Consider the following 25269-nt stretch of genomic DNA (forward strand, 5'->3'; position numbering starts at 1 on the left):
TTGCGGCGCCGGCATCCCCGGCGCCGCAACTGCCTTTAGCATAGTGCGCATCCTCTTCGTTGTTCCGTATCCGCCCGGCCGGGCCCCTTCGCAGCGCTTCCGCTTCGAGCAGTACCTCAGCCTGCTCACGGAGCACGGCCACTCGTACCGCATGGCGCCCTTCATCAGCGAGGGCACCTGGGCCATCCTCTACAAGCCGGGCCACGCCCTGCGCAAGGTGAGCGGCATCCTGAGCGGCTACGCCCGCCGCCTGGGGTTACTTTTTACGGCCCCGGGCTACGACTACGTGTTCATTCACCGCGAAGCCGCCCCGCTCGGGCCGCCCGTGCTGGAGTGGGTGCTGACCAAGGTGCTCGGCAAGCGCGTCATCTACGACTTCGACGACGCCATTTGGATTCCGAACACCTCGGAGGCCAACCGCGTGGCCGCCGGCCTGAAGTACCACCACAAGGTGGACAGCATCTGCCGCTGGGCCTACCGCAACAGCTGCGGCAACGCCTACCTGGCCTCCTACGCCCGGCAGTTCAACCCCAGCACGGTGGTCAACCCTACGACCATCGATACCGAGCACCACCACAACCGCGTGCGCGACCAGCACGCGCCCGGGCGCCTCGTCATCGGCTGGACGGGCACGCACTCCACCATGAAGTACCTCGACCCGGTGGTGCCCGTGCTGGCGCGGCTGGAAGCAGAAGGGCTGGACTTCGAGTTTCGCGTCATTTCGAATCAAGCGCCCGAGCTGCCCCAGGAGTTGAAGTCGCTGCGCTTCGTGCCCTGGCGCAAGGACACGGAAATCGACGACCTGCTGGGCTTTCACTTCGGGCTGATGCCGCTGGAAGACGACCCCTGGGCCAAGGGCAAGTGCGCCTTCAAGGCCCTGCAATACATGGCCCTGGGCATGCCCGCAGTGGTGTCGCCGGTGGGCATGAACGCGGAGGTGGTGCAGGACGGCCACAACGGCTACGTGTGCAACACGCCCGAGGAATGGTACCAGGCCCTGCGCCAGCTGCTCACCGACGCGGAGCTGCGCATCCGCCTGGGCCAGGCCGCCCGCCAGACCATTGAAGAGCGGTACTCCGTCAAGGCCAACACGCCGAACTTCCTGAACCTGTTCAGCTAGCCCGTTGCCTCACAAAGCAAAAAGGCCCGCCCGGAATGTTCCGGGCGGGCCTTTTTTGAAGGAGGATTAACGCAGTGGCGCCGTGGCTCAGGCGGCCAGGCGGCGGGCCGTGGCCGGCGCCGCCACGCGGCGCCGGCCCGGCTGCGTGGCCCGGCTGATGTCCTCGGTGATGAGCAGGCCGCACACGTAGAAGGGCAGCAGCGGAATCTTGTAGCGCACCAGCGTGCCGAAGTTACTGCTGGAAATGCCCACCGAAGCGGCGAAAATCAGCGAAAACACGAAGCACAAGGTCAGGATGGGCGTGGTGCTGATGATGCCCAGGGCGCGCAGCGTCCCCGCCCGGTACAGCGTGCGCAGCGTGAAGCCCAGGTACACCAGGGCTTCCAGCGCCGAGAGCAGCATCACCGGGTTGCGCGCTTCCCAGAGAAAAGGGCGAAACAGCGTCACAAAGATGGCCTGCGGACTGAGCTTGAGCATGCCGGTAAGCGTGCCGTCGAGCTTGCCGATGTTGTAGGCCGAGCCTTCCTGCGTTACGCTGGTGATGTAGAGGTATTCGGCGGTGATTTTGCTTCGCTCGCCGATTTTGTCTACGTCGAAACGGTCGTCGCCCTCCGTCAGGTTAGTGGCGGCGAAGAATGCCAGGCCCGCGCCAACCCCGATCAGCAGGGGCTTGGCCACCATGCGCAGGCTGGCGTTTTTGATGCGCGAGCTGTTCTCGTTGAACACCCACAGCAGCGCCGGCGGCAGAAAGGCCAGCAGGATGTACACTTTGGTTTCGACGATGGGCACGGCCGCCAGCACGCCGATGATCAGCGACCGGAGCACGTTCTTTTTCTCGATGGCGCCGCGGTAGAAGGCGTAGAACACCCAGCCCAGCGCCCCGATGCACAGCGAGTCCTTCATCACGCCCGAGCCCCAGAAAAACACCGACGGGATAAACAGCACCGCGTAAGCCAGTTCCTTATAGATGGCCGGCCGTACTTTGATGAAGGTCATGTACATGGCCCACATGCCGCTGAAGCTCAGGGCCGCAAACATCAGCGCCATCACGCTGTAGGTGCTGAAGCAGAGCATGGCCAGCACCAGGCAGAAGCGCACTACGAAGTCTTCGGTGGGCGCGTGCGTAAACCAGGTGAAGCGGTCGGCGTACTTCATGGTGGCCGGACTCGTGTCGCCCACGCCGGTGGTCATCAGCTGCCAGCCTTCCGAGAAGCTGTTGCCGAAAATCTGGTACACGCGGTCGGCCTCGGCCCAGTAGCCGCTGGTGTCGCCGCCGTGGTAGTAAAACTCGTAGATCAGGCCCAGGGCCAGGGCGCCGACAAACTTGACCGTCAGGCCCGGCAGGAAGTACTTGCGGGTGTAGACGTTCGTGACGCTCGGCCGGATCAGGATGGCCAGGCCGTAGAACAGGCCCAGGTACAGCGGCGTCAGAAAGACATCCTTGATGGATAGAAATATGGTCAGCAGCATCGGGCAGGTCGGCTAGGGGAGGCGTTGAAGGCGAGGCAACTGCGGGGTCAACGCCGCGGGCAAGGGTCCGCCGTGCCCCAACGGCACAGACGACAGGAAGCGTTCCATCGCCAAACGGATCAGCTAAAATATGCCATTTAGGTCGGATATTGGCCCGAACCCCTTTTCTGCCTCATGCAACTGCTCCGCTCCTTGTGCGAAATTGCGGCCCCTTCGGGCCACGAAGCGCCCCTCACCGAATTCCTACTGCACTACATTCACCAGCACGCTCCCGGCTGGCGCGTGCAGCCGCAGGTGCTGGCCGGCGACGATCTGCAGGACTGCATCCTACTCGTGTTTGGCGAGCCGCGCACTGCCGTTTTCGCCCACATCGACTCCATCGGCTTCACCGTGCGCTACGGCCGGCAGCTGGTGCGCATCGGCGGCCCCGACGTGGAAGCGGGCTACCAGCTGGTGGGCCGCGACAGCCAGGGCCCGATCGAGTGCACCCTGACGGTGGATGCGGAAACCGGCGCCCTGGGCTACGACTACCACCGCGACATCGAACGCGGCACGGAGCTCACCTTTAAGTGTGACTTCCGCGAAACCGACGAGGCCGTGCAGAGCTGCTACCTCGACAACCGCCTCGGCGTGTGGACGGCCCTGCGCCTGTGCGAGACGCTGGAGCACGGCGTGGTGGCGTTCAGTTGCTGGGAGGAGCACGGCGGGGGCTCGGTGAAGTACCTGGCCAAGCGCATCTACGAGCAGTACGGCGTGCGTCAGGCCCTGGTGTGCGACATCACCTGGGTCACCGAAGGTGTACACGCGGGGCAGGGTTGCGTCATTTCCCTGCGCGATTCACTGATCCCGCGCCGCTCCTACGTGGAGCGCATCCGGCGCATTGCCGCGGCGTCGGGCATTCCGTACCAGCTGGAGGTGGAGGGCAGCGGCGGCTCCGATGGCAAAGAATTGCAGCACGGCGCGCAGCCCTGGGACTGGTGCTTCGTGGGCGCGCCCGAAGACCACGTGCACACGCCCAATGAACAGGTGCATAAGGCCGATATCGATAGCATGCTACGCCTGTACCAGCGGCTGATGCAGGAATTGTAAGGTGTCGGGAGAAGGGAATTTGATGGGGGAGAGCCGAAAAGCTTGGGCTTGTAGCTAAAAGCTCTATTTTTCAAGCGACAAGCTGCCTTTGCTCTCCCCAAATCATTCCTCAACCTCCTAACACCGCTTTATGATCATTCTCTACCTCGCTCCCGCCCTGGGGGTGCTGGCCCTGCTGTACACGGCGCTGCGCGCCGGCTGGGTGGCCCGACAAGACGCTGGCGACGAACGCATGCGCACCATTGCCGGCCACATCGCCGACGGGGCCATTGCCTTTCTAAAAGCGGAATACCGCGTGCTGGCCCTGTTTGCGCTGATTGCCTGCGCTTTCCTGGGCTTTCTGAGCTTCGGCAACGAGCGGTCCAGCCCGGTTATCATCATTGCCTTCATCATCGGGGCTGTGTTTTCGGCCGTGGCCGGCTTCATCGGGATGAAGATTGCCACCAAGGCCAACGTGCGCACCGCGCAAGCCGCCCGGACCAGCCTTTCCACGGCGCTGAACGTATCGTTTGCCGGTGGTTCGGTGATGGGCATGGGCGTGGCCGGGCTGGCCGTGCTCGGCCTGGGCAGCCTGTTCATCGTGTTTTACCAGATGTTCGTGGGCGGAGCTTCGGCCAACGGCCCCGAAATGGAGCGCGCCCTGGAGGTGCTGACGGGCTTTTCGCTCGGCGCCGAAAGCATTGCCTTGTTTGCCCGCGTGGGCGGCGGCATCTACACCAAAGCGGCCGACGTAGGCGCCGACCTCGTGGGCAAAGTGGAAGCCGGCATCCCCGAGGACGACCCGCGTAACCCCGCCACCATCGCCGACAACGTGGGCGACAACGTCGGCGACGTGGCCGGCATGGGGGCCGACCTGTTTGGCTCCTACGTGGCCACCATCCTGGCCACCATGGTGCTCGGCCGCGAAGTCATTGCCGCCGGCGACAATTACAACGGCATGTCGCCCATCATCCTGCCCATGGTCATTGCGGGCCTCGGCATCGTGTTTTCGCTGATTGGCATCCTATTCGTGCGCGTCAAGGAAGGCGGCGACGTGCAGGCAGCCCTGAACCTGGGCAACTGGATTTCGGTGGCTCTGACGGCCATCGGCTCGTGGTTTATCATCCATTACGTGCTGCCCTCGGGCACGCTGAGCATGGCCCGCCTGGGCTCGGCGCCCTTCACGGCCACCGACGTGTTCTGGGCCGTGGCCGTGGGCCTGGTCGTAGGTGCCTTGATGAGCATCATTACTGAATACTACACGGCCATGGGCAAGCGCCCGGTGCTCAGCATCGTGCGCCAGAGCAGCACCGGCCACGCCACCACCGTTATCGGCGGTCTGGCCGTGGGCATGGAGTCCACCGTCATGCCGATCATCGTGCTGGCGGCCGGCATCGTGCTCAGCTACGAGTTTGCGGGCCTCTACGGCGTGGCCATTGCCGCCGCCGGCATGATGGCTACCACCGCCATGCAGCTAGCCATCGACGCCTTCGGGCCCATTGCCGACAACGCCGGCGGCATCGCCGAAATGAGCGAGCTGCCCAAGGAAGTGCGCGAGCGGACCGACATCCTCGACGCGGTGGGCAACACCACCGCCGCTACTGGCAAGGGCTTCGCCATTGCCTCGGCGGCGCTGACGTCGCTGGCCCTGTTTGCCGCCTTCATGGGCACGGCCGGCATCAACGCCATCGACATCAGCAACGCCCGCGTGCTGGCGGGCCTCTTCATCGGGGCCATGATTCCGTTTATCTTCTCAGCGCTAGCTATTTCGGCCGTCGGGCGCGCGGCCATGGCCATGGTGCAGGAAGTACGCCGGCAGTTCCGCGAGATTCCCGGCATCATGGAGGGCACCGGCCAGCCCGAGTACGAGAAGTGCGTGGCCATTTCCACGCAGGCCGCCATCCGCGAGATGCTGCTGCCCGGTGCCATTGCCCTGATTTCGCCCGTTATCATCGGCTACGCCTTTGGCCCTGAAGTGCTGGGCGGCACGCTGGCCGGCGTGACGGTATCGGGCGTGCTGATGGCCATGTTCCAGAGCAACGCCGGTGGCGCTTGGGACAACGCCAAGAAGTCCTTCGAAAAGGGCGTGATGGTGAACGGCAAGATGGAGTACAAGGGCTCCGACGCCCACAAAGCCTCCGTGACCGGCGACACCGTGGGCGACCCGTTCAAGGACACCTCCGGCCCGTCGATGAACATCCTGATCAAGCTGATGAGCATCGTGTCGTTGGTCATTGCCCCGCACATCGCCCGCGAAGGTTCCGTCATCGATCGCGGCGTGGCGCCCCGGCCTCAGCGCCCGACCACCGAGCAGGTGGTACCGGTGGTGCAGCCCCAGGTGCGCTATACCGAGCTGGGCCAGCAGGCCGCCCGCATTGTGCTGACTACCTTACTGAAACAGGTGGATTAGCAGGATAGAAGCCCGATTCGGTGCCGTGTGGCTACTACATTTAAGCTACAAGGAATTTGACTTTAAGGTGTTGTCCCTCAGCGCGAATTAAGCCTAAGTACACTGCCGAACCGCCGCTGTAGCACTGAGCAGCCCCGCCGTCCGCCGGAGGGGCTGCTCTTTTTTGTCGTACCTTCGCCGCACTTTCGCACCTGGCCCTATTCCCCGGCATGCCCCAGGCTACCATCTCGCTGCACAACAAAGAGTTTACTCCTTACCTGACCGAAGCCCAGCTGGCCGCCGCCGTGCGCGCCGTGGCGGCCGAACTCAACCGCGACTACGCCGGCAAAACCCCGCTGTTCATCGCCGTGCTCAACGGTTCGTTTATGTTCGCGGCCGACCTGCTCAAGGAAGTCACCGTGGACTGCGAAATCAGCTTTATCCGGGTGGCCTCGTACCAGGGCACCAGCAGCAGCGGCGAGGTCAAGGAAATCCTTGGCCTGCAGGAGCCCGTAGAAGGGCGCCACGTGGTCATCCTGGAAGACATCGTGGACACGGGCCACACCATGAAAATGCTCCTGGAGCAACTCGGCGCCCAGCGCCCGGCTTCGTTGGAGGTGGCCACGTTTCTGATCAAGCCCGAATGCCTGCAGCACCCGTTGCCGATCAAGTACCAGGGCTTGGCCATTCCCAATGACTTCGTGGTGGGCTACGGCCTCGACTACGACGGCCTGGGCCGCAATTACCGCGACCTGTACCGCGCGCTGTAGCACCCGCTGCTGCGGTTGGCCAATCTTTCTTATCTTACTTTCGTACCCCCGCTTCTCTCACCTCCCCGCTTCCTCGCCTCATGCTTAATATCGTGTTGTTCGGCCCGCCCGGCGCCGGCAAAGGAACCCAAAGCCAAAAGCTGATCCAGCGCTACGGACTGGTGCACCTGTCGACGGGCGACCTGCTCCGCTCGCAGATTGCCCAGGGCACCGAGCTGGGCCTGACCGCCAAGAAACTCATGGACGCCGGTGAGCTGGTGCCCGACGAAGTGGTTATCGGCATGATCGAGACGCAGCTGGCGGGCAACCGGAACGCCGGTGGCTTTATCTTCGACGGCTTTCCGCGCACCATTCCGCAGGCCGAAGCCCTCGACGCGCTCATGCAGCGCTACGACACGGGCATTTCCTGCATGATTGCCCTGGAAGTAACCGAAGACGAGCTGGTGAAGCGCCTGCTGGAGCGCGGCAAAACCTCCGGCCGCCCGGACGACCAGAACGAAGAGCTCATTCGTCGCCGGGTGGTGGAGTACAACACCAAGACTGCGCAGGTGGCCTCGTACTACGCCCGGCAGGAAAAATTTCACTCGGTGCACGGCATCGGCGCCATCGATGACATCTTCGGGCAGCTCTGCGGCCTCATCGACCGCCACCAGCCGGCTACCGTCACCGACGGTGAGCAGGCCGCTGACGAGGTAAAAGCGTAACTTTGCGGAAGCCGTTGCCCTTAGCAGTGGCTATCTGACATCTTCTGTCATCCTGAGCGCAGCGAAGGACCTTATCACGCCGGAACGACGTTCTTCTACCTCGTTCTGTCCTGAGAAGGTCCTTCGCTGCGCTCAGGATGACAGTTTTTCGGGATGAGCCGGGCTGCACAGCCCGGGCGTCCTTCCTCCTTCGTTATTCTCCCTTCGCCAGTGGCTTCCAATAACTTCATCGATTACGTCAAGATCTGCTGCCGCTCGGGCCGCGGCGGGGCGGGTTCCCACCACATGTTCCGCGCCAAAGGTCGCCCGATGGGTGGCCCCGATGGCGGCGACGGCGGCCGTGGGGGCCACATCATCCTGCGCGGCAACAAGCAGCTCTGGACGCTGCTCCACCTGCAGTACCAAAAGCACGTCATTGCCGGCCACGGCGAAAACGGCGGCGAAAACCTGCGCACCGGCGCCCAGGGTCAGGACATCATCCTGGACGTGCCGCTGGGCACCATTGCCCGCGACGCGGAGACCGGCGAAATCCGGGCGGAAATCACCGAGGAAGGGCAGAAAGTCATCCTGACGCCCGGCGGCCGCGGCGGCCTTGGCAACGACCACTTCAAGTCCAGCACCAACCAGGCCCCGACCTACGCCCAGCCGGGCGAGCCGGGCCAGGAAGTGTGGAACGTGCTGGAGCTGAAACTGCTGGCCGATGTGGGCCTAGTGGGCTTCCCCAACGCGGGCAAGAGCACGCTGCTGTCGGTGGTGTCGGCGGCCACGCCCAAGATTGCCGACTACGCCTTTACCACCCTGGTGCCCAACCTGGGCGTGGTGGGCTACCGCGACTACCAGTCGTTTGTGATGGCCGACATTCCGGGCATCATCGAGGGCGCGGCCGAAGGCAAGGGTCTGGGCCTGCGCTTCCTGCGCCACATCGAGCGCAACGCCACGCTGCTGTTTATGATTGCCGCCGACTCGCCCGACATTGCCGCCGAGTACCAGGTGCTCCTGAGCGAACTGGAGCAGTTCAACCCCGACCTGCTGGACAAGCGCCGCGTGCTGGCCATCACCAAGGCCGACATGCTGGACGAGGAGCTGGAAGCCGAAATCGAGGCCACGCTGCCGCCAAACGTGCCCCATGTGTTCATCTCCAGCATCACGCAGAAGAACATTCAGCCGCTGAAGGACCTGCTCTGGCAGCAGATTCAGGAAGCCCGGCGCGAAGATCCGCGTCCCCTGCGCCACAGCATCTGGACGCAGAAACGCGCCGGCGACGACGCTCAGGACGAGTTCGACGGCGACGAGGAGCTGTCGGAAGACCAGTTCGACTAAACCGCCGAACCGCCGCTAGCTTAGGTGGCTGAGGATCAAGGCCAGGAGCAGGCAACCGTAGGCGGCTACCGCAGCCAGCGCGGTGCGCCGCTTCAGGGCCAGCCCAAACGCCCCGGCGCCCAGCGTCAACAGCAGGGCCTCGCGCAGCGCCGTGCGGGCGTACTGCTCAGCCGTGGCGTAGTGGGGGCCACCCTCGCCCACCATGGCCTCGGAGCCGAACATGTAGCTGCGGATGGTGGCTGGGTTGGCCACGACGCCGATGACCAGCCACTCGTACCAACAGACGGCGGCCAGCAGCAGGGTTAGCACCAACCCCGGCAGAAGGAGGCGTTTGGCTACGGGCTGATGAGCTACGGCGGGCATGGGGCGTGGGTAATAGGGCCGGGCCGCAAGGTAGCGCCCGTTGGCTGCGCGGCCTTGCCTTCCGCCAGCAAGTCTGACAGGACGGGTAGCCTGGGCACACCGCGTTACTTTGTCTGAACTAAACCGCCCGGCCTGGTGGTTTCCGTGCCACTATGTCACCTATCCGGGCTTTGGCAAACTCCTTGAGTTGGCGCTTGCGCCTAAACTGAACTTCCATACCCTGAAATACTTACCGTAAGGAATGGCTGACGCAACTTTCCCGAACCCCGACGAGCCGCAGGAGCAAAACACCGCGGCTGGCAACACCGCCGAGCACGTAGCCGGCGAAATGTTTGACGAGCAAGGCAATGGCCCTTCCACCGACGGTGGCGCGCCCACGGCCGACGCCTCCCGTACCGACCAGGAAGTGGCTGATTTGAAAGACAAGTACCTGCGCCTCGCGGCGGAGTTTGAGAACTACAAGCGCCGCACCACCAAGGAGCGGGCCGAGCTGTTCAAAACCGCCAACCAGGAGCTGATGACCGCGCTGCTGCCCGTGCTCGACGACTTCGACCGCGCCCGCCAGCACACGCAAACGACCGAGGACGCCAACGTGGTGCGCGAGAGCATCGACATCATTCACGGCAAGCTGAGCAAGGCGCTGCAGCAGAAAGGGCTGCAGCCCATGGAAACCAAGGGCGGCGCCTTCGACCCGGAGCTGCACGAGGCCATTACCCAGATTCCGGCCCCCTCGGAAGAGCTGAAAGGCAAGGTGGTGGATGAAGTCGAGCGGGGCTATTACCTCGGCGACAAGGTTATCCGCCACGCCAAGGTGGTGCTGGGCCAGTAGGGCAGAACGAACACAACAGAACGTCATGCTGAGCTTAGCGAAGCATCTCTACCGCTTCGCCTGATAGAAATTACTATCAGTAGAGATGCTTCGTAGGGCTCAGCATGACGGCCAAGTACAGTACCGACCATGTCGACCAAGCGAGATTATTACGAAATTCTGGGCGTAGCTAAGAATGCGTCGGGGGATGAAATCAAGAAGGCGTACCGCAAGGTGGCCATCAAGTTTCACCCCGATAAGAACCCCGACGACCCCACGGCCGAGGACAAGTTCAAGGAAGCCGCCGAGGCCTACGAAGTACTGTCCGATGAGCAGAAGCGCGCCCGCTACGACCGGTTTGGTCACCAGGGCGTGGGCGGCGCGGCCAGCAACGGCCACGGCCCGAGCATGGAGGACATCTTCTCGCAGTTCGGCGACATCTTCGGCGGTGGCGGTGGTGGCTTCGAGAGCTTCTTCGGCGGCGGTGCCCGCAGCCAGGGCCGGCGCGTGCGCAAAGGCTCCAACCTGCGCATCAAGCTCAAGCTCGACCTGGAGGAAGTGGCCAACGGCGTCGAGAAGAAAATCAAGGTGAAGCGGTACACGGCCTGCAACACCTGCTCGGGCACCGGCGCCAAAAACGGCACCGAGGTGCGCGACTGCGCCACTTGCCACGGCCAGGGCCAGGTAAAGCGCGTGGTGCAAACCATGCTCGGCCAGATGGTCAGCGCCTCCACCTGCCCCACCTGCCACGGCGAGGGCAAAGTGGTGACCAGCAAGTGCGACGTGTGCCACGGCGAAGGCCGGCAGCTGGCCGAGGAAATCATCCCGATCAACATCCCGGCCGGCGTGGCCGAGGGCATGCAGCTGTCGATGAGCGGGAAGGGCAACTACCCCGAGCGCGGCGGCGTGCCCGGCGACCTGCTCATCCAGATCGAGGAGGAGCCGCACGAGCTGCTCAAGCGCGACGGCAACAACGTGGTGCTCGACCAGTACATTTCCATCATCGACGCGGCGCTCGGCGCTTCGCTGGAAGTGCCCACCATCGAGGGCAAGGTGAAGGTGAAAATCGACCCGGGTACCCAGGCCGGCAAGATACTGCGCCTACGCGGCAAGGGCATCCCCGATCTGAACGGCTATGGCAAGGGCGACCAGCTCATTCACATCAACGTGTGGACGCCCAAGGTGGTGACCAACGAGGAGCGCGCCGCGCTGGAGAAGCTGCGCAGCTCGCCCAACTTCACGCCCAGCCCCGGCAAAAACGAGAAGGGCTTCTTCGAGAAAGTGAAGGAGTACTTCCAGTAAGTCAGCAGAACCACCTTTAAAAGCCCGCTCCGGCATTCGGAGCGGGCTTTTTTGTGTGCCAGCCGCTGGGAAGATTAATTTTTTCGGGCGAGGCTGTAATGCCCGCGTGGGTTCGGCGATTAATTGCCCGAACCTTGCCCCGCATGAGCCCCGCTACTCCGCCGCTGTCCACCGACTTTGCTGCCCTCATCGGCAAATACCAGCCGCTGCTGTGGCGCGTGTGCCGGCTGTATTGCCCGGCCAGCAGCACCGACCGGCAGGACCTGTACCAGGACGTGGTGCTCCAGCTCTGGCGGGCCTGGCCCCAGTACCGGCCGGGCGCGGCCAAAGTCAGTACCTGGCTGTACCGGGTGGCGCTGAACGTGGCCATCAGCGACCTGCGGCGCCGCCGCCACCCGGCCTCCGGGCCCCTCGACCCCGACGCGCCCTACGTCGCGCCGCCCCCTGACGGGCCGGATGCCGACGACCTGGCCCTGCTCTACCAGGCCATCGAGCGGCTGACGGACGTGGAAAAGGCCTTCGTGCTGCTCTACCTCGAAGACCGCAGCTACGAGGAAATGGCCGATATCCTCGGCATCACCCAAAACCACGTGCGCGTGAAAATGCACCGCGTGCAAGACAAGCTTCGCCAACTACTCACCCAACCGGCCTGATGGAACTCGACGACCTGCGCCGCCAGTGGCAGCAACAGCCCGCTGACCAGACGGCCCCTCCGCTCACCGACCAAAAACTACAAGCCATGCTCGCCAACCCCGCCGACAACCCCATCAGCCAGATGACCGCCCATGCCAAGCGCGACCTGCGCATGTTAGGAGTGGTGATGATCATCAACATTCCGAATCTTATCAACCTCTTTTCCAACTCCGCAAAGCCCGGTTTCGGGGAGGACGGCAGCCGCTTCCTGCTGCTGGCCTTGTTTGCCGCGATGCTGGTGTTTACGGTCTGGAACACGTACGCCCGGGTGCGGCTGCTGCGGCAGATGCAGCAGGATGCGCCCGCCGCCGGCCTGGCCGCGCAGCTGCACCGGCAGACCCAGCAGTTGGTTCAGTTGCTGCAGCTGCACCAGCGCGTGGGCTACGCTTTCGCCGTGGCACTCGTGCTGGGGGTGGGCTTCGTGCTGCGCCACCGCCTGGTGCTCCACCCGTTCAGCGAGGCCATTGATTGGTCGCGGACGGCCCTGGCAGTGCTCGGCGTACTGGGCTTGGGGGCCATTGTGATGGCGGAAGCAGCCAGGCAGCAGCGGCGCTACGGCCGGCACCTGCAGAAGCTGGAAGGCGTGCTGCACGAGTTGCAGCGCTAGCCCGTTCGGGTCAGGTTTCAGCCGGTTCAGGCCCGTGAAACGACCGTTGGTCTAAGAATAGCGCCGCGCCTATACCGCCGTGCCCGCGCACTCGCTACCTTGGCAGTAGCAACCAATCCTTCAACAGCCGTGAAACCAATCTTACAGGCCATCGACGTACGCAAGCAGTACGCCAACCACACCGCCCTCGACGGGGTGAGTCTGGAGGTGCCCGAGGGTTCCATCTTCGGGTTGCTGGGCCCCAACGGCGCCGGCAAAACCTCCCTCATCCGCATCATCACCCAGATTACGGGCGCCGACTCCGGCCAGATTCTGTTCCGCGGCGAAAAGCTGAATCCCTCGCACATCGGCCAGATCGGGTACCTGCCCGAGGAGCGCGGCCTCTACAAGAAGATGAAGGTGGGCGAGCAGCTGCTGTACCTGGCGCAGCTCAAGGGCATCCGAAAGGAGGAAGCCCGCCAGAAAATCAAGGGCTGGCTGGAGCGCTTCGACATCAAAAGCTGGGCCGACAAGAACATCGAGGACCTTTCGAAGGGCATGCAGCAGAAGGTGCAGTTCATTGCTACGGTGGTGCACGATCCGACGCTGGTCATCCTCGACGAGCCGTTCTCGGGCTTCGACCCGATCAACGCCAACCTGCTGAAGGACGAAATCCTGGCCATGCGCGACCGGGGCGCCAGCATCATCTTCTCCACGCACCGCATGGAGTCGGTGGAGGAAATGTGCGACCATATTGCCCTGATCAACCGCTCCAGGAAGGTGCTCGACGGGCCGGTACGCCAGGTGCGCGACGCCTACCGCACCCAGACCTACGAGGTGGAGGGCCGCGGCCGGCTGATGGTGATGCACCCCGATTTCGAGGTCATCGAGCACAAGGAACGCGAAAACGGGCATTTCTACGACCGCATCCGCATCGTGCACGGCACGCCCAACGACTTGCTGCGCTACCTGATCGGGCCCGGCAACGTGGAGATTCACGCCTTCCGCGAGAAGGTGCCGAGCATCAACGAAATCTTTATCCGGCGGGTGCAGGAAACCCACCCCGACTACGTGCCCGAAACCGATTCGGTGCTGGCGTAGCCCGCGGCCCGACAACCGATAACTGACTCCCGTCAACCCAACCCATGTCCAAAATCTGGCTTATCGTGCAGCGCGAATACCTCACCCGCGTGCGCAAAAAGAGCTTTATCATCATGTCCCTGATCGGGCCGCTGCTCACCGTGGCCCTGTTCGCGGTGCCGGTGCTCATCGCCAAAATGTCGGACAGCGGCAAGGTGGTGGCCGTGGCCGACGCCGGCGGCCTCTTCACCGAGAAGCTGCCCGAGCCCCAGGACGACATCAGCTTCACCCGCGTGTCGCCGGACCTGGTCACGGCCAAGGCCGAGTTCAACAAGGCCAAGTACGACGCGCTGCTGTACGTGCCCAAGATGGACCTCAGCAACCCCGATGGCTTCCAAGTGTTTTCACGCAAGGGCCTGGGCATGTCGTTGGAAAACGATATCCGGCGTGCGGCCAACAAGGCCATTGAAAACCGCCGCCTGCAGCAGGCCGGCATCGACCGCGCGGTGCTCGACAACCTTAAGGCCGACGTGGACTTGAAGACCGTCAGCCTCAGCGACGAGGGCGAGCGAAGCTCCAGCACGGGCATCAGCACGGCCGTGGCCTACTTTTTCGGCTTCCTGATTTACATCTTCATCTTCATCTACGGCGTGCAGATCATGCGCGGCGTGATGGAGGAAAAAACCAACCGCATCGTGGAAGTGGTGATTTCCTCGGTGAAGCCCTTCGAGTTGATGATGGGCAAGGTGATGGGCATCGCCGCCGTGGGTTTCACGCAGCTCGCGCTGTGGGTGCTGCTCTCCTTCGGCATCAGCTCCGTCATGGCCGGCTCCATCAGCCCCGACAAGGTGGCCCAGGACCGCGCCGACCGCACCACGGCCGTGATGCGCCCCAGTACTGGCCAGGACGACGCAGCCAAAAAGGAAAACGTGATGGTGAAAGTCACGCAGGCCTTCCAGAGCGCCGACCTGAACCTGCCGCTGCTGGCCGGCTGCTTCCTGTTCTACTTCCTGGGCGGCTACCTGTTCTACGGCGCCCTGTTCGGTGCCATTGGCTCGGCCGTCGACAGCGAAACCGACACCCAGCAGTTCATGATGCCCGTCACGATGCCGCTGGTGCTGACGTTCGTGGTGTCGCAGGCCATCCTGACGACTAACCCCAACGGCACGGTGGCTTTCTGGATGTCGATGTTCCCGCTTACTTCGCCCATTGCCATGATGATGCGCCTGCCCTTCGGCGGCGTGCCCACCTGGCAGCTGCTGCTGTCGATGGCGCTGCTCATTGCGGGCTTTGTGGGGGCCATCTGGATTGCCGGCCGTATCTACCGGGTAGGCATTCTGATGTACGGGAAGAAAATCACCTACGGCGAGTTGTCGAAGTGGCTGTTCTACAAAGGATAAGCTAGGGTTCTTGCCGCAAAAAAGGCCGCTTCTAAAGTCAGAAGCGGCCTTTTTTTGGTGCCGTGGCCGGTGCTGCATCCGTTACCTTTGGACCTATGAAACTACTGCTGCGCTATTCGCTGGTGCTGGTGGCCCTGACGGTGCTGCTGACAAGTTGTAAGAAAGACCCGCTCAAGGGCAAGCTTCGGTACAAAATCGAGCTGCGGGTAAAGGGCGAAAACCTGGGAGGTCTCGGCGCCGGCATGGAATATTCGTCCGTTCTCAATCCGAACACCAACCTCCGCCCCGGCCCCAGTGGCCAGGATACCTATGCCCTGCTCGCCGATAGCACTTATAGCCTGGGCGAATTTGGCTGGTACGACGTTGTGGATGCTAAAATCTTCATGCGCAACGTAACCTGCAACAATGCCACCCGCCCCGGCCCCAACAGCTGGCTGCGAATGGAAATGCTGGTGAATGGCCTCGTGATAGACCGGGTGGAACTCAACAGCGATTCACCGCGCAGCATGAACTGCGCCTCGCCTCCTTACGCCATGCCATACTTGGGAGTAGCCGTTCTGGCCAGCAGCGGCAGCGACTGGGACGACTAAGTCGGCGGGGACTGCTACCTGATCGGTCGCCCGCAGCCCGGCTATCGGGCCCCAACGGAGGCCGGTTCTTTTTCAGCTGCTGAAAAAGAACCGGCCTCCGCCCCGTTCGGCCTAGGTGATATCTTTACCGCCATGCGCCTTCTGCTTGCCTTTCTGCTCGTCCTGCTGCTGCCCCTAACCACCCAAGCCGCCGCCCCGCCCACCCCCGCCGACGACCTGCCCGCCTACCGCCTGTTCACCGCCGAGGGCAAGCCCGTCGATTTCGATCGGATGGTAAAAGCCCTGGCCGGGGCCGACGTGGTGCTGTTCGGGGAGCAGCACAACGACCCCATGGCCCACTGGCTGGAGCTGCAGGTGCTGAAGGAGCTGGCCCGGCGCAAAGCCGGGCAACTGGTGCTGGGCCTGGAAATGTTTGAGCGCGACGTGCAGCCCCTGGTGGAGCAGTACAACGTGGGCGAGCTGGAAGCCAAAGCCTTTGAGGAGCAGAGCCGGCCCTGGCCCAACTATGCCACCGACTACCGGCCGCTGCTGGAGCTGGCCCGGCAGCAAAAGCTGCGCGTGGTGGGCACCAACGTGCCGCGCCGCTACGCCCAGCAGGTAGCGCGCGGCGGCCTCGCGGCCCTGGAGGCGCTGCCCGCCGCCGAGAAAGCCTGGGTGGCCCCGCTGCCCATCACCGTGGACTACGAGCTGCCCGGCTACCAGAACATGCGCCGGATGTTCGGCTCGGATGTCGCCCACGCCGCTGGCGTGCAAAACATCATTCAGGCGCAGGCCCTGAAGGACGCCACCATGGCTTACTTTATCCGCCAGAACCGGCAGCCCGGCCAGCTGCTGCTGCATGTAAACGGCTCTTACCACTCCGACAACCACGACGGCATCGTGTGGTACCTGCGCCAATCCGAACCGCAGCTGCGCATCCGCACCATCAGCACCGTGACGCAGGAGCAGCTCGGCAAGCTCGACAAAGAGCACGTGCAAAAGGCCGACTACGTGCTGGTGGTGCCGGCTGACATGACCAAAACCTACTGAGGCGGTATGCACTGCCTGTGGGAAGAGCAGTACCCATCCGGAGTCGGCCGAATAGCCCTGCAGCTTGACTCTTCGGTGGCTTTCGGGCACTTGGAGGCCCACGGGGACGAAACGCGCCTTCTGACTGTGGGACACGAGCTAAGGCTACGCCGGCTGCATCCACCCGTAGACTGGTTACCCGGTGGAATGCAGGTATCAGGCGTTACTGCCTGGGCGTTTTACGTGCAGAAGCTAAACGCCGTACCCGAGCAGTTGACCTGTTCCCTTGGCTTGGTTGCCCCTACACCAGCGGTAGAAACCGGGGCAGATACCGGACAGTGGCTGACCGCTATTGAACTCGCCAATGACACGCACCAAGTGCACATCGGGGCGTTGGACGAAGACTGGTTTGCCTCGCGGGCTGAAGCGGACCTCTGGATACCCCAACGGTTGGCTTCGGCCCTGGGCAGCTACCAGCTGATCATTACAACCATCGAAGAAACCGGGCTCAGGACGCAAGTGCCCCAACTGCGGGAAGGAGAACAGTTCTACTTCCACTACATCTTGGCTGAAAGCCCGCGCCATAAGTCCACCGAATACCCGGATGAATGGGATATATCGACGTGGTACGCCGTGGAGCAATCCAGGGAGCAGCTGGAAAAAGCGTGGCAGCAGGCCAGCAGTTAGGCGCGCCGGAGCAACCTTGTTCCGCCGGCCAGCCGTAGCTTGCCAACGTACCTTCTTTCCAACGCAGCCTCCAGCAAGCCCTCAGCCACCTTATGATATCAACCCGAAACTTCGCTGCCTTACCCGATGCCGAGGCGCTAAAACGCCTGTGCAAGTCCCTGGCCGTGCTCGACGCTATCAACTCCCCGGAATGGGAGTACCGCTACTATTCCTACAACCCGGCCTGGGGTGAAGGGGAGGAGCTGTTTGAGATGCGCAACGGTGAGGGCGACGAAATGCTGGTGCTGTTTCGCCCCGAGGGCTGCTGCATCAATGGCTACGCGCACGAGGTCGAGCAACCCGACAAGGGGCGGGTCATCCGCGGTCTGCCGGCGGCGTTCGATGAATTTCTGTTCGGGGAGCCGGTGGCTTCCCTGGGCACCACTTTCTGCCTGTGGTACACTCCTGCGCAGGGCTGGCAGACGGGCACCATCGAGGAAAACGCCGACGACGGCTCGGAGGAGCTGCTCGCCGTTTTCGACGCCCGCCCGGAAACCTACGTAGCCTGGGCCAACGAGTACTTTGTGGAGGATACGGGCCGCAAGCTCCTCGACCCCGCCGCCGTGGCCCACGTCTATGCCGGGCAGCCCGTGACCAAGGCCGTGGTGCAGGGCATCAACGAAGAGCTGAGCGACTGGACCCAACTGGCCGCCGATCTGCAGGAAATCGGCTATCCGTATAGCTTCAGCGCGCCAAGCTAAGGTTGCCGAGAGGCAGCTACGCCAGCCGGCGTAGTCCCAGACAGGCGGCGTCGTGCAGGGCCAGCAGGGGCTCAGCTTCGGGGCACACGTAGCCGCTGCCGAAGCTGCCCAGCAGCTCGCACACCGCGTATTGCCGGCTGCGGTCGGCGTACTGCTGCTCCCAGCGGGCCTGCGCGGCGGCTTCAGCTTCGGTTTCGAAGGGAAATACCTGGGCTGGACGCTTCAGGCCAATGCGCCAGGGTTTCGGGCCGAGGCGGGCGCGGTAGCAGGCCTGGCTGCGGCACAGGCGGGCGTAAATGGGGTCCACCGGAAGCTGCCGAAATACAGCGTCGGCTTCTGGGCCGTTTGGATCGAAGAGCGCGTGCGTCACGAGCAACCGGAAGCCCAGGCGGGTGCCGTAGAGGCGAAAGTTCCAGTTTGGATGCTGCTCCAGCCACTGCTGCAGCTTCGCGTCGAGCACTGCACGCGGCTCCGGAATGGGGGCAGCGGGTACCCGGGGCCGGCCGCGGAACAGTTCCTGCAGTCTTTGCCACGGGCTTTTAGGCGGCCGCGGTAGCCACTGAGGCCGCAGGTTATCCAGGTCCACGTCCAGCATCATCATGCGCGTGGTGTTCAGCACCGGACTGCCATAGCGGTTGCGCGTAACGGCCCCGGTCAGTTGCCCGTCGGCCCCGAACAAGCGCTGCTCCACCGCTTCGCGCAAGGGCGCCGTGCCGATGGGGTAGTTGTTGAGGCGCTGCCCGCAGTCCAGGCGCATGATGCGTCCGCGCAGCTGCTCATCGGCGGCCCGCTGCGCATCGGCGAGGCTCGTGTCGCTGCCGGCGTACGCAATGAGGTGGTAGAGCCGGCCGCCCGGCGCGTAATGGTTTTGGGTGCGGCGAACCCAGAAAGTAAACAGGCGCATGGCAGGGGAGGGCGCAAAAAAGCGCCGCAGTATACACCGGTGCGGACGGAAAAGGACTTAAGTAGTACCCGGACACGTCCGAATTTTATCCATTGGTGACTCGCCCGGGAAAGAAGGGCCGGCAAGAAAAACGGGTAGCAAAAAGCCCCGGTAACGTTTAGGTTACCGGGGCCAAATTTTTCGCTTCGCGGGTTCGGCTAGGCCGAGAACGAGGAGCCGCAGCCACAGGTGCTCTTGGCTTGGGGGTTGCTGAAGGTAAAGCCCCGAGCGTTCAGGCCGTCCTGAAAGTCGACTTCCATGCCCATCACGTACATCGCGTGCTTCTTGTCCATGATCAGCAGCACGCCGTCGAGCTCGAAGGTTTCGTCCTGGTCTTTGGCTTTGTCGAAGCCGAGCAGGTAGCTCAGGCCCGAGCAGCCGCCGCCCTGCACGCCCACGCGCAGGCCGTATTCGGCCGGCACGTTCTTCTCGCGCAGGATATTCTTTACTTCCTCCAGCGCGCGGGACGTGAGCGTGATGGGGGCAAGTTTGGTGGAAGCCGTGGCAGTTGCCATAGTCGAAAGTTGTTGCGTAGGAACTTCGGTAGGAAGGGCTTGACCGCCCGGACTGCAAAGATACTGTCCGCCCGCGATTCGCCGTATCATTCCCGTAACAGTAGCCCCGCGCATCCGGTTCACGTATATCTTTGCCGGCCGCTTGGCAGCGCCAAGTTCCACTTGGTGCGCGGCGCTCCTTTCACCTGCTTGCTCACCTCACGTCCGGCGCGAAGTGGAACTTCGCGCTACCGCCCGCATGGATTCTTCCCTGATCATCGACCTGCTCAAAATCACCTTGCCCGCGCTGATTGTGGCTGGCACTGTTCATTTCCTGCTCAAACAACACCTGGAAAAAGAGCAGCAGCGCCGCCTGATCGAGCTGCGCCTGGAAAACAGCAAGACCACGCTGCCGCTGCGCCTGCAGGCCTACGAGCGGATTATCCTGCTGCTGGAGCGCATTACGCCCAACAACCTAATGGTGCGCCTGAGCTCGGCCGGGCAGACCGCGCCCGAGTACCACCGCGTACTGGTGCAGGAAATTCGGGCCGAGTACGAGCACAACCTCTCCCAGCAGCTGTATATGAGCCCGGAAGCCTGGGCCCAGGTGCGCCAGGCCAAGGAAAACGTGCTAACCATGATCAACAAGGCGTATCAGGGCCTGCCCAATCAGCAGCAGGCCCGCGGCACGGAGCTGGCCAAACGCGTGCTCGAAACGCTGATCAACGAAGAGGCTGACTCCACCACCCAGGCCATTGCCGCCGTCAAGCGCGAGGCCGTGGGGTTGTTTTAGGCGGGCGTTATTCGTTGTTTGTTCTTCGTTGTTTGAGCAAACGGCTGCTAACGCAAGGGCGGCCCCGGAGTGCACCTCCGGGGCCGCCCTTGCCGCTTTACGTCACCGGACGTCTGGGACGAAAAACGGAGAACAAACAACGAAAACCAGCTTTACACCCCCGCCAGCACCACGTCGATGGCGCGTTGGTAACAGGCTTCGTAGCGGGGCAGGATGTTTTCGACGGCAAACTCCTCGGCGCGGGCGCGGGCAGAGGCTTTAAAGCGCGGCAAGTTGTCGTCGTCGAGCACGTACAGGGCGTTGCGGACCATGTCGTCCACGTCGCCGATTTCGCTGACCATGCCGGTGACGCCGTGCAGGTTCAGCTCGGGAATGCCGCCGGCGTTGGTACTGATGACCGGCACTTCGCAGGCCATGGCCTCCAGGGCCGCGAGTCCGAAGCTCTCCTTTTCAGAGGGCATCAGGAAGAGGTCCGAGACGCTCAGCACTTCTTCCACGGCTTCCAGCTTGCCCAGGAAACGCACGTCCTGGCAGTGGCCCAGCTCGCGGCACAGCTTTTCGATGCGCGGGCGGTCGGGGCCGTCGCCGACGAGCAGGAGCTTCGCCGGCATCTGCTCGCGTACGCCGGCAAAAATGCGCACCACGTCGTCCACACGCTTTACTTCGCGGAAGTTGGAGGTGTGGATGAGCAGCTTTTCGCCCTCGGGCGCAATGGCGGCGCGGAAGTGCTCCTTGCGCTGCTTCTTGAAGCGGTCCAGGTTGATGAAGTTCGGAATGACCTCAATGTCCTTTTCCACCGCGAAGTAGCGGTAGGTTTCCTCCTTCAGATCGGCCGATACGGACGTCACGGCATCCGACTGGTTGATGCTGAACGTCACTACTGGCTCGTACGAAGCGTCTTTGCCCACGAGCGTAATGTCGGTGCCGTGCAGGGTGGTGATGACCGGAATCTGAATGCCCTTGGTGCGCAGGATCTGCTTGGCCATGTACGCGGCCGAGGCGTGCGGAATGGCGTAGTGCACGTGCAGCACGTCGAGCTTCTCGTTCTGGACAATGTCGACCATCTTCGAGGCCAGTGCCAGCTCGTAAGGCGGAAACTGAAACAGCGGGTACGGGGGAATATAAACTTCGTGGTAGAACAGGTTCTCGTTGAAGAAATCGAGGCGAACCGGCTGGCTGTAGGTGATGAAGTGGACGCGGTGGCCTTTCTGGGCCAGGGCTTTGCCGAGCTCGGTTGCGACGACGCCCGAGCCGCCAAAAGTGGGGTAACAGACTATGCCGATATTCATACGGGGCGGCTGGGAAAGAGAGAAGGGAGGTAGCTGCTAAACCGCGCAAGCGGCGGCAAGTTGGGGAAAGCCGCTGAAATAGCACGAAGAATGATGCGGCGCTTGGTGCGGAACCTGCTGCACAACCGGCGCGCTGGATTAGCGTTCGGCCAGCACCAAAAAAGAACGCGCTGTCCTGGTCAGGGACAGCGCGCCGGTCAAGGGGTTGCTTGTTTCACACCACATAGAAAAGGCTCCCCCTCAAGTCAACCAATGCGGATAGCTTAGCCTTTGGTTTTGTCGGCGTCGGTCTGAATGGCTTTGTAAATCACGTCGTGAATGCGCGTGCGGATGTTGTACTGGCGCAGCTTGTTGTTGCCCGCATCCGGGTACACCCGGTTCGAGAGGAAGATGTACAGGATCTTGTTCTCGGGGTCCATCCACACGCAGGTGCCGGTGAAGCCGGTATGGCCGAAAGTCACCGCGGGCGAAAGGTTGCTGGTCGGGCCTTCGGGCTTGCTGGGGTCGCCGTGGTCCCAGCCCAGGCCGCGCCGGTTGGTGGCGCTCTGCGAGCGGGCAAACTCGGCCACCACCGGGGTGCTGAAGAAGCGGCTGCCGCCGTAACGGCCGTTCTGCAGGTTCATCTGCATGAGCACGGCCAAGTCGTTGGCGTTCGAAAACAGGCCCGCGTGGCCGGCCACGCCGCCCATCAGGGCCGCGGCCTGGTCGTGCACGGTGCCCTGCAGCTGGGTGTGGCGGAAGTACGTGTCGTTTTCGGTGGGCGCGATGCACGACTTCGGAAACCGCTGCAGCGGATTGTACGTCATCGTGTTCAGGCCCAGCGGCGCGTAGAAGTTCTGGTGCAGGAAGGCTTCCAGCGGCTGGTTGAGCGTTTTCTCCGCCAAGCGTTTCAGAATGATGAAGCTCAGATCGGAATACTCCGTAGGGTAGCCGCCCTTGGTTTTAGGCAGCAGCGAGCTGCGCTTGATCCACGTCCACACCGAGTCTTCGGCGGTACGGGCCACGTAGGTGCCGGGGATGACCTCGCGCTGGAAGTCGTCGGTGCGGGTGCTGGCGTAGAAGGTCGGCTTCAGGCCGCCGGTGCGCGTCACCGTCCGCTCCCAGGTCGGAATGCCGGCTTTCAGGCCAGCCTGGTGCAGCAGCACATCGCGCACCGTCATGTCCTTCTTGTTGGTGCCTTTGAGGTCGGTCAGGTACTCGGAGACTTTGCTGTCGAGGTTGATTTTGCCCTCGTCCTTCAGCCACATGATGGCCTGCAAGGTGCCCGCCACTTTCGACACCGAGGCCAGGTCGTAAATCGTCTCGCCCGTGACGGGCAGGGCCTTGTCGTAAGTGCAGTAGCCGTAGCTCTTGTCGAACACCACGGCGCCGTCCTTGGCCACCAGCACCTGGCAGCCGGGCGTGGCGGCGTAAGCAATGGCCTCGGTGGCAATGTTGTCGATCTGCGCCAGCACTTTGGAGTCCAGGCCCACGGCTTCCGGCGTCTCGTAGCGCAGGCGGCGGAAGTCGGCGGTGGGCAGGCCCACGCCGGCCACCAGCTTTTCCGAGACCGTGATGGGCAAGCGGCCTTTGGCAGGCAGCGCGCCGAACAGGATTTGCGGCACTACCAGTTGGGAGGCGAAGTTGTCCTCGTAGCCGCACACCAGCGTGCGGGCGTCTTCCACGTACTTGAGGGCGTAGGCGTTGCCCATCACCACCACGGCGGTTTTCAAGCGCTTGTTTTCCTGCAACTTCTTGATGAAGCGCAGCGCCCCGTCGCCCAGCCCGTAGTTGTGGGCCGGCGTGTTGTTCATGTTGTGCAGGCTCACCACCACCGTGTTGTAGGGCTCCAGCTTGGTGAGCAGGCGCTCAAAGGTGGAATCCGGCGCGTAGCGGTTGGGCACGGCGTAGGTGGAGCAGGGCATGTAGCGCTGCATGGTCTTGCCAAACTCGTTGCCGTTGGGCGCCCCGATGGTGATGGAAGCCAGCTTGAGGGTATCGAGGTGGGCAAAGGGCAACAGGTCGTCCTCGTTTCTGACGACGGTGGTGGCGTGCTGGTAGATGCTTTGCTGCACCACCCGGCTCAGCGGGCGGTTCAGGTTGGTCATCAGGTTCGGCACGTCGACGGGCTTGAGGCGGTTCAGCCCGGCCCAGTACTTGGCGCGCAGGATCTTGCGCACCCGGTAATCGATGTCTTCCTGAGCTATCCGGTTGTCGGCCACCAGTTGCTTGATCTTCTGGATGGCCATGGGCACGTCCTCCGAAAACAGCAGCACGTCGTTGCCGGCCAGCAGCGCCAGCGCGTCCAGCTCCCCAGGCTTGTACAGGTTCGAGACGCTCTTCATGTTGAGCGCGTCGGTAAACACGAGGCCGCGGTAGGCCATCTTCTCCTTCAGCAGCCCCGTGACGAGGTTGCGCGAGATGGTAGCCGACTGCGTGCGCACCGTGTCGAACAGGGGCATGTACAGGTGGCCCACCATTACGCCCATCACGCCCGCCTCAAAGGATTTCTGGAAGGGAAACAGGTCGACGTTGGTCAGCCGCGCCATATCGGTGTTGATGACCGGCAGGGCCATGTGCGAGTCCACGTCGGTGTCGCCGTGGCCCGGGAAGTGCTTGGCTACGGCCACTACGCCGTGGTCCTGCAGGCCGCGGATGTAGCTGAGCCCCAGCTTGGTGACCTGCTCCTCGTTTTCGCCGAAGGAGCGGTTGCCGATGACCGGGTTGTTCGGGTTGGAGTTGACGTCCATCACCGGCGAGAAGCTCACGTGCACGCCTAGGGTGCGCAGCTTCAGGGCAATTTCGCGGCCCATCTGGTACACGTACTGCGGGTCGTCCATGGCGCCGAGCGTCATCTGCTTGGCGAAGTGCATGGAGGAGTCTAGGCGCATGTTCAGGCCCCACTCCGCGTCCATGGCAATGAGCAGCGGGGTACGGGCCGTGGCTTGGTAGCGGTTGGTGAGCAGGGCCTGTCGGCGCGGGCCGCCCTGCAAGAACATCAGCCCGCCGATGTTGTACTCGCGGACGAGAAACTCGGTGTAGTTGGTGTGCTTACGGTCCTTGTTGGAGTACGCGGCCACCATGAAGAGCTGCCCGAGCCGGTGGTCGGGAGAGAGGGAGTTGAACACGGAGTCCACCCACTGCTGCTCGGCCACAGAAGCCGGGCGCAACCCGTCCCGGTAAGGCGCCGACGAAGACACGACCAGACCCGTAATGGCCAACAGCAGCAGTACCAGTCCAATCCGAAAATCCTTGCCCATTGGCCTCTGAGTCGTGTCGCGTATGATAAAATGGTCAGACCCGCCGGCTGTGGCCGCGCCCTTCGGCGGGAGCCGAAGCCACCGGGGAAGGGCGCTGACACGCGGAGCGGAAATAACCGGCCGAAGCCCGGAAGACGGCGGCCGGCTCAGCCCGCGGACCGAAGCCCGCAAGCAAAAGCTGACCACAAACTTACGCATTATTTCCGGTGAGGGATTGAGTGCGAATGTCATGCCATTTACAGCCCCGAGGGTTTCGGGGTTCCGTGCGGCGGCAGGTTCCGGGAATGTTCCGACGCGGCTCCGGGCAAAGTGCCATTGCGCGCCCGGCGCGGAAGGGGTCCTGCAGTGGGGGCTGGGCCGGTGCCAAACCGCCGCTATATAGTCCCACGGCACGGCCGGCTGCCGTACCTTTG

23 protein-coding genes are annotated in these 25269 nt (G+C 63.2%); 17 read left to right on the forward strand and 6 right to left on the reverse strand.

Annotated elements, in window-relative coordinates; genetic code table 11:
• The first annotated feature begins 43 nt into the window (after positions 1-43).
• On the forward strand, positions 44-1120 hold the full coding sequence (locus tag ACYVKQ_RS13445) for a glycosyltransferase family 4 protein (RefSeq protein ID WP_460675859.1): 1077 nt from the start codon (positions 44-46) through the stop codon (positions 1118-1120).
• 87 nt (positions 1121-1207) lie between these two features.
• On the opposite strand, the gene ACYVKQ_RS13450 is transcribed toward ACYVKQ_RS13445, so the two are convergent.
• Positions 1208-2590: a hypothetical protein gene (locus tag ACYVKQ_RS13450; RefSeq protein WP_460675860.1), complete on the reverse strand. Its 1383-nt coding sequence runs from the start codon at positions 2588-2590 to the stop codon at positions 1208-1210.
• 174 nt (positions 2591-2764) lie between these two features.
• Here ACYVKQ_RS13450 and ACYVKQ_RS13455 point away from each other — a divergent pair, with 174 nt between their 5' ends.
• The 5 genes from ACYVKQ_RS13455 (at position 2765) to obgE (ending at position 8841) form a co-directional block, all read left to right on the forward strand.
• A complete protein-coding gene (locus tag ACYVKQ_RS13455; protein ID WP_460675861.1) occupies positions 2765-3679 on the forward strand; it encodes a M20/M25/M40 family metallo-hydrolase in 915 nt (304 codons plus the stop codon).
• A gap of 130 nt (positions 3680-3809) precedes the next feature.
• Positions 3810-6068 (forward strand): sodium-translocating pyrophosphatase, encoded by a 2259-nt coding sequence (locus tag ACYVKQ_RS13460; protein ID WP_460675862.1) that lies wholly within the window; start codon positions 3810-3812, stop codon positions 6066-6068.
• A 209-nt stretch (positions 6069-6277) separates the two neighbouring features.
• Complete coding sequence (hpt, locus tag ACYVKQ_RS13465; protein WP_460675863.1) at positions 6278-6817, forward strand: hypoxanthine phosphoribosyltransferase; 540 nt, start codon at positions 6278-6280, stop codon at positions 6815-6817.
• Positions 6818-6897: 80 nt separating this feature from the next.
• A complete protein-coding gene (locus tag ACYVKQ_RS13470) occupies positions 6898-7521 on the forward strand; it encodes an adenylate kinase (RefSeq protein ID WP_460675864.1) in 624 nt (207 codons plus the stop codon).
• Positions 7522-7731: 210 nt separating this feature from the next.
• Positions 7732-8841: a GTPase ObgE gene (gene obgE, locus ACYVKQ_RS13475; RefSeq protein ID WP_460675865.1), complete on the forward strand. Its 1110-nt coding sequence runs from the start codon at positions 7732-7734 to the stop codon at positions 8839-8841.
• A gap of 15 nt (positions 8842-8856) precedes the next feature.
• On the opposite strand, the gene ACYVKQ_RS13480 is transcribed toward obgE, so the two are convergent.
• Positions 8857-9204 (reverse strand): hypothetical protein, encoded by a 348-nt coding sequence (locus ACYVKQ_RS13480; RefSeq protein ID WP_460675866.1) that lies wholly within the window; start codon positions 9202-9204, stop codon positions 8857-8859.
• Between the two features lie 241 nt (positions 9205-9445).
• On the opposite strand from ACYVKQ_RS13480, the gene ACYVKQ_RS13485 reads away from it, so the two are divergent.
• The 10 genes from ACYVKQ_RS13485 (at position 9446) to ACYVKQ_RS13530 (ending at position 18098) form a co-directional block, all read left to right on the forward strand.
• On the forward strand, positions 9446-10033 hold the full coding sequence (locus ACYVKQ_RS13485) for a nucleotide exchange factor GrpE (protein WP_460675867.1): 588 nt from the start codon (positions 9446-9448) through the stop codon (positions 10031-10033).
• Between the two features lie 129 nt (positions 10034-10162).
• Positions 10163-11314, forward strand: coding sequence for a molecular chaperone DnaJ (gene dnaJ / locus ACYVKQ_RS13490; RefSeq protein ID WP_460675868.1), 1152 nt, complete (start codon positions 10163-10165; stop codon positions 11312-11314).
• 143 nt (positions 11315-11457) lie between these two features.
• A complete protein-coding gene (locus ACYVKQ_RS13495; protein WP_460675869.1) occupies positions 11458-11967 on the forward strand; it encodes an RNA polymerase sigma factor in 510 nt (169 codons plus the stop codon).
• Positions 11967-12614, forward strand: coding sequence for a hypothetical protein (locus tag ACYVKQ_RS13500; RefSeq protein WP_460675870.1), 648 nt, complete (start codon positions 11967-11969; stop codon positions 12612-12614). The genes ACYVKQ_RS13495 and ACYVKQ_RS13500 overlap by 1 nt, the downstream gene beginning before the upstream one ends.
• Positions 12615-12743: 129 nt before the next feature.
• Complete coding sequence (locus tag ACYVKQ_RS13505) at positions 12744-13694, forward strand: ABC transporter ATP-binding protein (protein WP_460675871.1); 951 nt, start codon at positions 12744-12746, stop codon at positions 13692-13694.
• 44 nt (positions 13695-13738) lie between these two features.
• Entirely contained in the window at positions 13739-15073 is a 1335-nt protein-coding gene (locus ACYVKQ_RS13510; RefSeq protein WP_460675872.1) for an ABC transporter permease, read from the forward strand.
• Between the two features lie 95 nt (positions 15074-15168).
• A complete protein-coding gene (locus tag ACYVKQ_RS13515) occupies positions 15169-15663 on the forward strand; it encodes a hypothetical protein (protein ID WP_460675873.1) in 495 nt (164 codons plus the stop codon).
• Between the two features lie 132 nt (positions 15664-15795).
• A complete protein-coding gene (locus tag ACYVKQ_RS13520) occupies positions 15796-16692 on the forward strand; it encodes a ChaN family lipoprotein (RefSeq protein ID WP_460675874.1) in 897 nt (298 codons plus the stop codon).
• Positions 16693-16878: 186 nt separating this feature from the next.
• The gene (locus tag ACYVKQ_RS13525; protein WP_460675875.1) at positions 16879-17358 is read left to right on the forward strand and encodes a hypothetical protein; all 480 of its coding nucleotides are present in this window, start codon (positions 16879-16881) and stop codon (positions 17356-17358) included.
• 92 nt (positions 17359-17450) lie between these two features.
• Complete coding sequence (locus tag ACYVKQ_RS13530) at positions 17451-18098, forward strand: hypothetical protein (protein ID WP_460675876.1); 648 nt, start codon at positions 17451-17453, stop codon at positions 18096-18098.
• Between the two features lie 16 nt (positions 18099-18114).
• On the opposite strand, the gene ACYVKQ_RS13535 is transcribed toward ACYVKQ_RS13530, so the two are convergent.
• On the reverse strand, positions 18115-19002 hold the full coding sequence (locus tag ACYVKQ_RS13535; protein WP_460675877.1) for a hypothetical protein: 888 nt from the start codon (positions 19000-19002) through the stop codon (positions 18115-18117).
• A 197-nt stretch (positions 19003-19199) separates the two neighbouring features.
• Positions 19200-19556, reverse strand: coding sequence for a HesB/IscA family protein (locus ACYVKQ_RS13540; RefSeq protein WP_460675878.1), 357 nt, complete (start codon positions 19554-19556; stop codon positions 19200-19202).
• Between the two features lie 238 nt (positions 19557-19794).
• On the opposite strand from ACYVKQ_RS13540, the gene ACYVKQ_RS13545 reads away from it, so the two are divergent.
• Complete coding sequence (locus tag ACYVKQ_RS13545) at positions 19795-20328, forward strand: DUF7935 family protein (protein WP_460675879.1); 534 nt, start codon at positions 19795-19797, stop codon at positions 20326-20328.
• 152 nt (positions 20329-20480) lie between these two features.
• Here ACYVKQ_RS13545 and bshA read toward each other — a convergent pair whose 3' ends face one another.
• Complete coding sequence (gene bshA / locus ACYVKQ_RS13550) at positions 20481-21617, reverse strand: N-acetyl-alpha-D-glucosaminyl L-malate synthase BshA (protein ID WP_460675880.1); 1137 nt, start codon at positions 21615-21617, stop codon at positions 20481-20483.
• A gap of 263 nt (positions 21618-21880) precedes the next feature.
• Entirely contained in the window at positions 21881-24856 is a 2976-nt protein-coding gene (locus ACYVKQ_RS13555; RefSeq protein ID WP_460675881.1) for a glycoside hydrolase family 3 N-terminal domain-containing protein, read from the reverse strand.
• Positions 24857-25269 lie beyond the last annotated feature (413 nt).

The organism is Hymenobacter coalescens (genome assembly GCF_054783195.1).

What these genes read in the sequence shown, in the direction of transcription:
- ACYVKQ_RS13450 (WP_460675860.1), bottom strand. Translation starts at nt 2,590, where the DNA reads ATGCTGCTGACCATATTTCTATCCATCAAGGATGTCTTTCTGACGCCG.
- ACYVKQ_RS13455 (WP_460675861.1), top strand. Translation starts at nt 2,765, where the DNA reads ATGCAACTGCTCCGCTCCTTGTGCGAAATTGCGGCCCCTTCGGGCCAC.
- ACYVKQ_RS13460 (WP_460675862.1), top strand. Translation starts at nt 3,810, where the DNA reads ATGATCATTCTCTACCTCGCTCCCGCCCTGGGGGTGCTGGCCCTGCTG.
- hpt (WP_460675863.1), top strand. Translation starts at nt 6,278, where the DNA reads ATGCCCCAGGCTACCATCTCGCTGCACAACAAAGAGTTTACTCCTTAC.
- ACYVKQ_RS13470 (WP_460675864.1), top strand. Translation starts at nt 6,898, where the DNA reads ATGCTTAATATCGTGTTGTTCGGCCCGCCCGGCGCCGGCAAAGGAACC.
- ACYVKQ_RS13480 (WP_460675866.1), bottom strand. Translation starts at nt 9,204, where the DNA reads ATGCCCGCCGTAGCTCATCAGCCCGTAGCCAAACGCCTCCTTCTGCCG.
- ACYVKQ_RS13485 (WP_460675867.1), top strand. Translation starts at nt 9,446, where the DNA reads ATGGCTGACGCAACTTTCCCGAACCCCGACGAGCCGCAGGAGCAAAAC.
- dnaJ (WP_460675868.1), top strand. Translation starts at nt 10,163, where the DNA reads ATGTCGACCAAGCGAGATTATTACGAAATTCTGGGCGTAGCTAAGAAT.
- ACYVKQ_RS13495 (WP_460675869.1), top strand. Translation starts at nt 11,458, where the DNA reads ATGAGCCCCGCTACTCCGCCGCTGTCCACCGACTTTGCTGCCCTCATC.
- ACYVKQ_RS13500 (WP_460675870.1), top strand. Translation starts at nt 11,967, where the DNA reads ATGGAACTCGACGACCTGCGCCGCCAGTGGCAGCAACAGCCCGCTGAC.
- ACYVKQ_RS13510 (WP_460675872.1), top strand. Translation starts at nt 13,739, where the DNA reads ATGTCCAAAATCTGGCTTATCGTGCAGCGCGAATACCTCACCCGCGTG.
- ACYVKQ_RS13515 (WP_460675873.1), top strand. Translation starts at nt 15,169, where the DNA reads ATGAAACTACTGCTGCGCTATTCGCTGGTGCTGGTGGCCCTGACGGTG.
- ACYVKQ_RS13520 (WP_460675874.1), top strand. Translation starts at nt 15,796, where the DNA reads ATGCGCCTTCTGCTTGCCTTTCTGCTCGTCCTGCTGCTGCCCCTAACC.
- ACYVKQ_RS13525 (WP_460675875.1), top strand. Translation starts at nt 16,879, where the DNA reads ATGCAGGTATCAGGCGTTACTGCCTGGGCGTTTTACGTGCAGAAGCTA.
- ACYVKQ_RS13530 (WP_460675876.1), top strand. Translation starts at nt 17,451, where the DNA reads ATGATATCAACCCGAAACTTCGCTGCCTTACCCGATGCCGAGGCGCTA.
- ACYVKQ_RS13535 (WP_460675877.1), bottom strand. Translation starts at nt 19,002, where the DNA reads ATGCGCCTGTTTACTTTCTGGGTTCGCCGCACCCAAAACCATTACGCG.
- ACYVKQ_RS13540 (WP_460675878.1), bottom strand. Translation starts at nt 19,556, where the DNA reads ATGGCAACTGCCACGGCTTCCACCAAACTTGCCCCCATCACGCTCACG.
- ACYVKQ_RS13545 (WP_460675879.1), top strand. Translation starts at nt 19,795, where the DNA reads ATGGATTCTTCCCTGATCATCGACCTGCTCAAAATCACCTTGCCCGCG.
- bshA (WP_460675880.1), bottom strand. Translation starts at nt 21,617, where the DNA reads ATGAATATCGGCATAGTCTGTTACCCCACTTTTGGCGGCTCGGGCGTC.
- ACYVKQ_RS13555 (WP_460675881.1), bottom strand. Translation starts at nt 24,856, where the DNA reads ATGGGCAAGGATTTTCGGATTGGACTGGTACTGCTGCTGTTGGCCATT.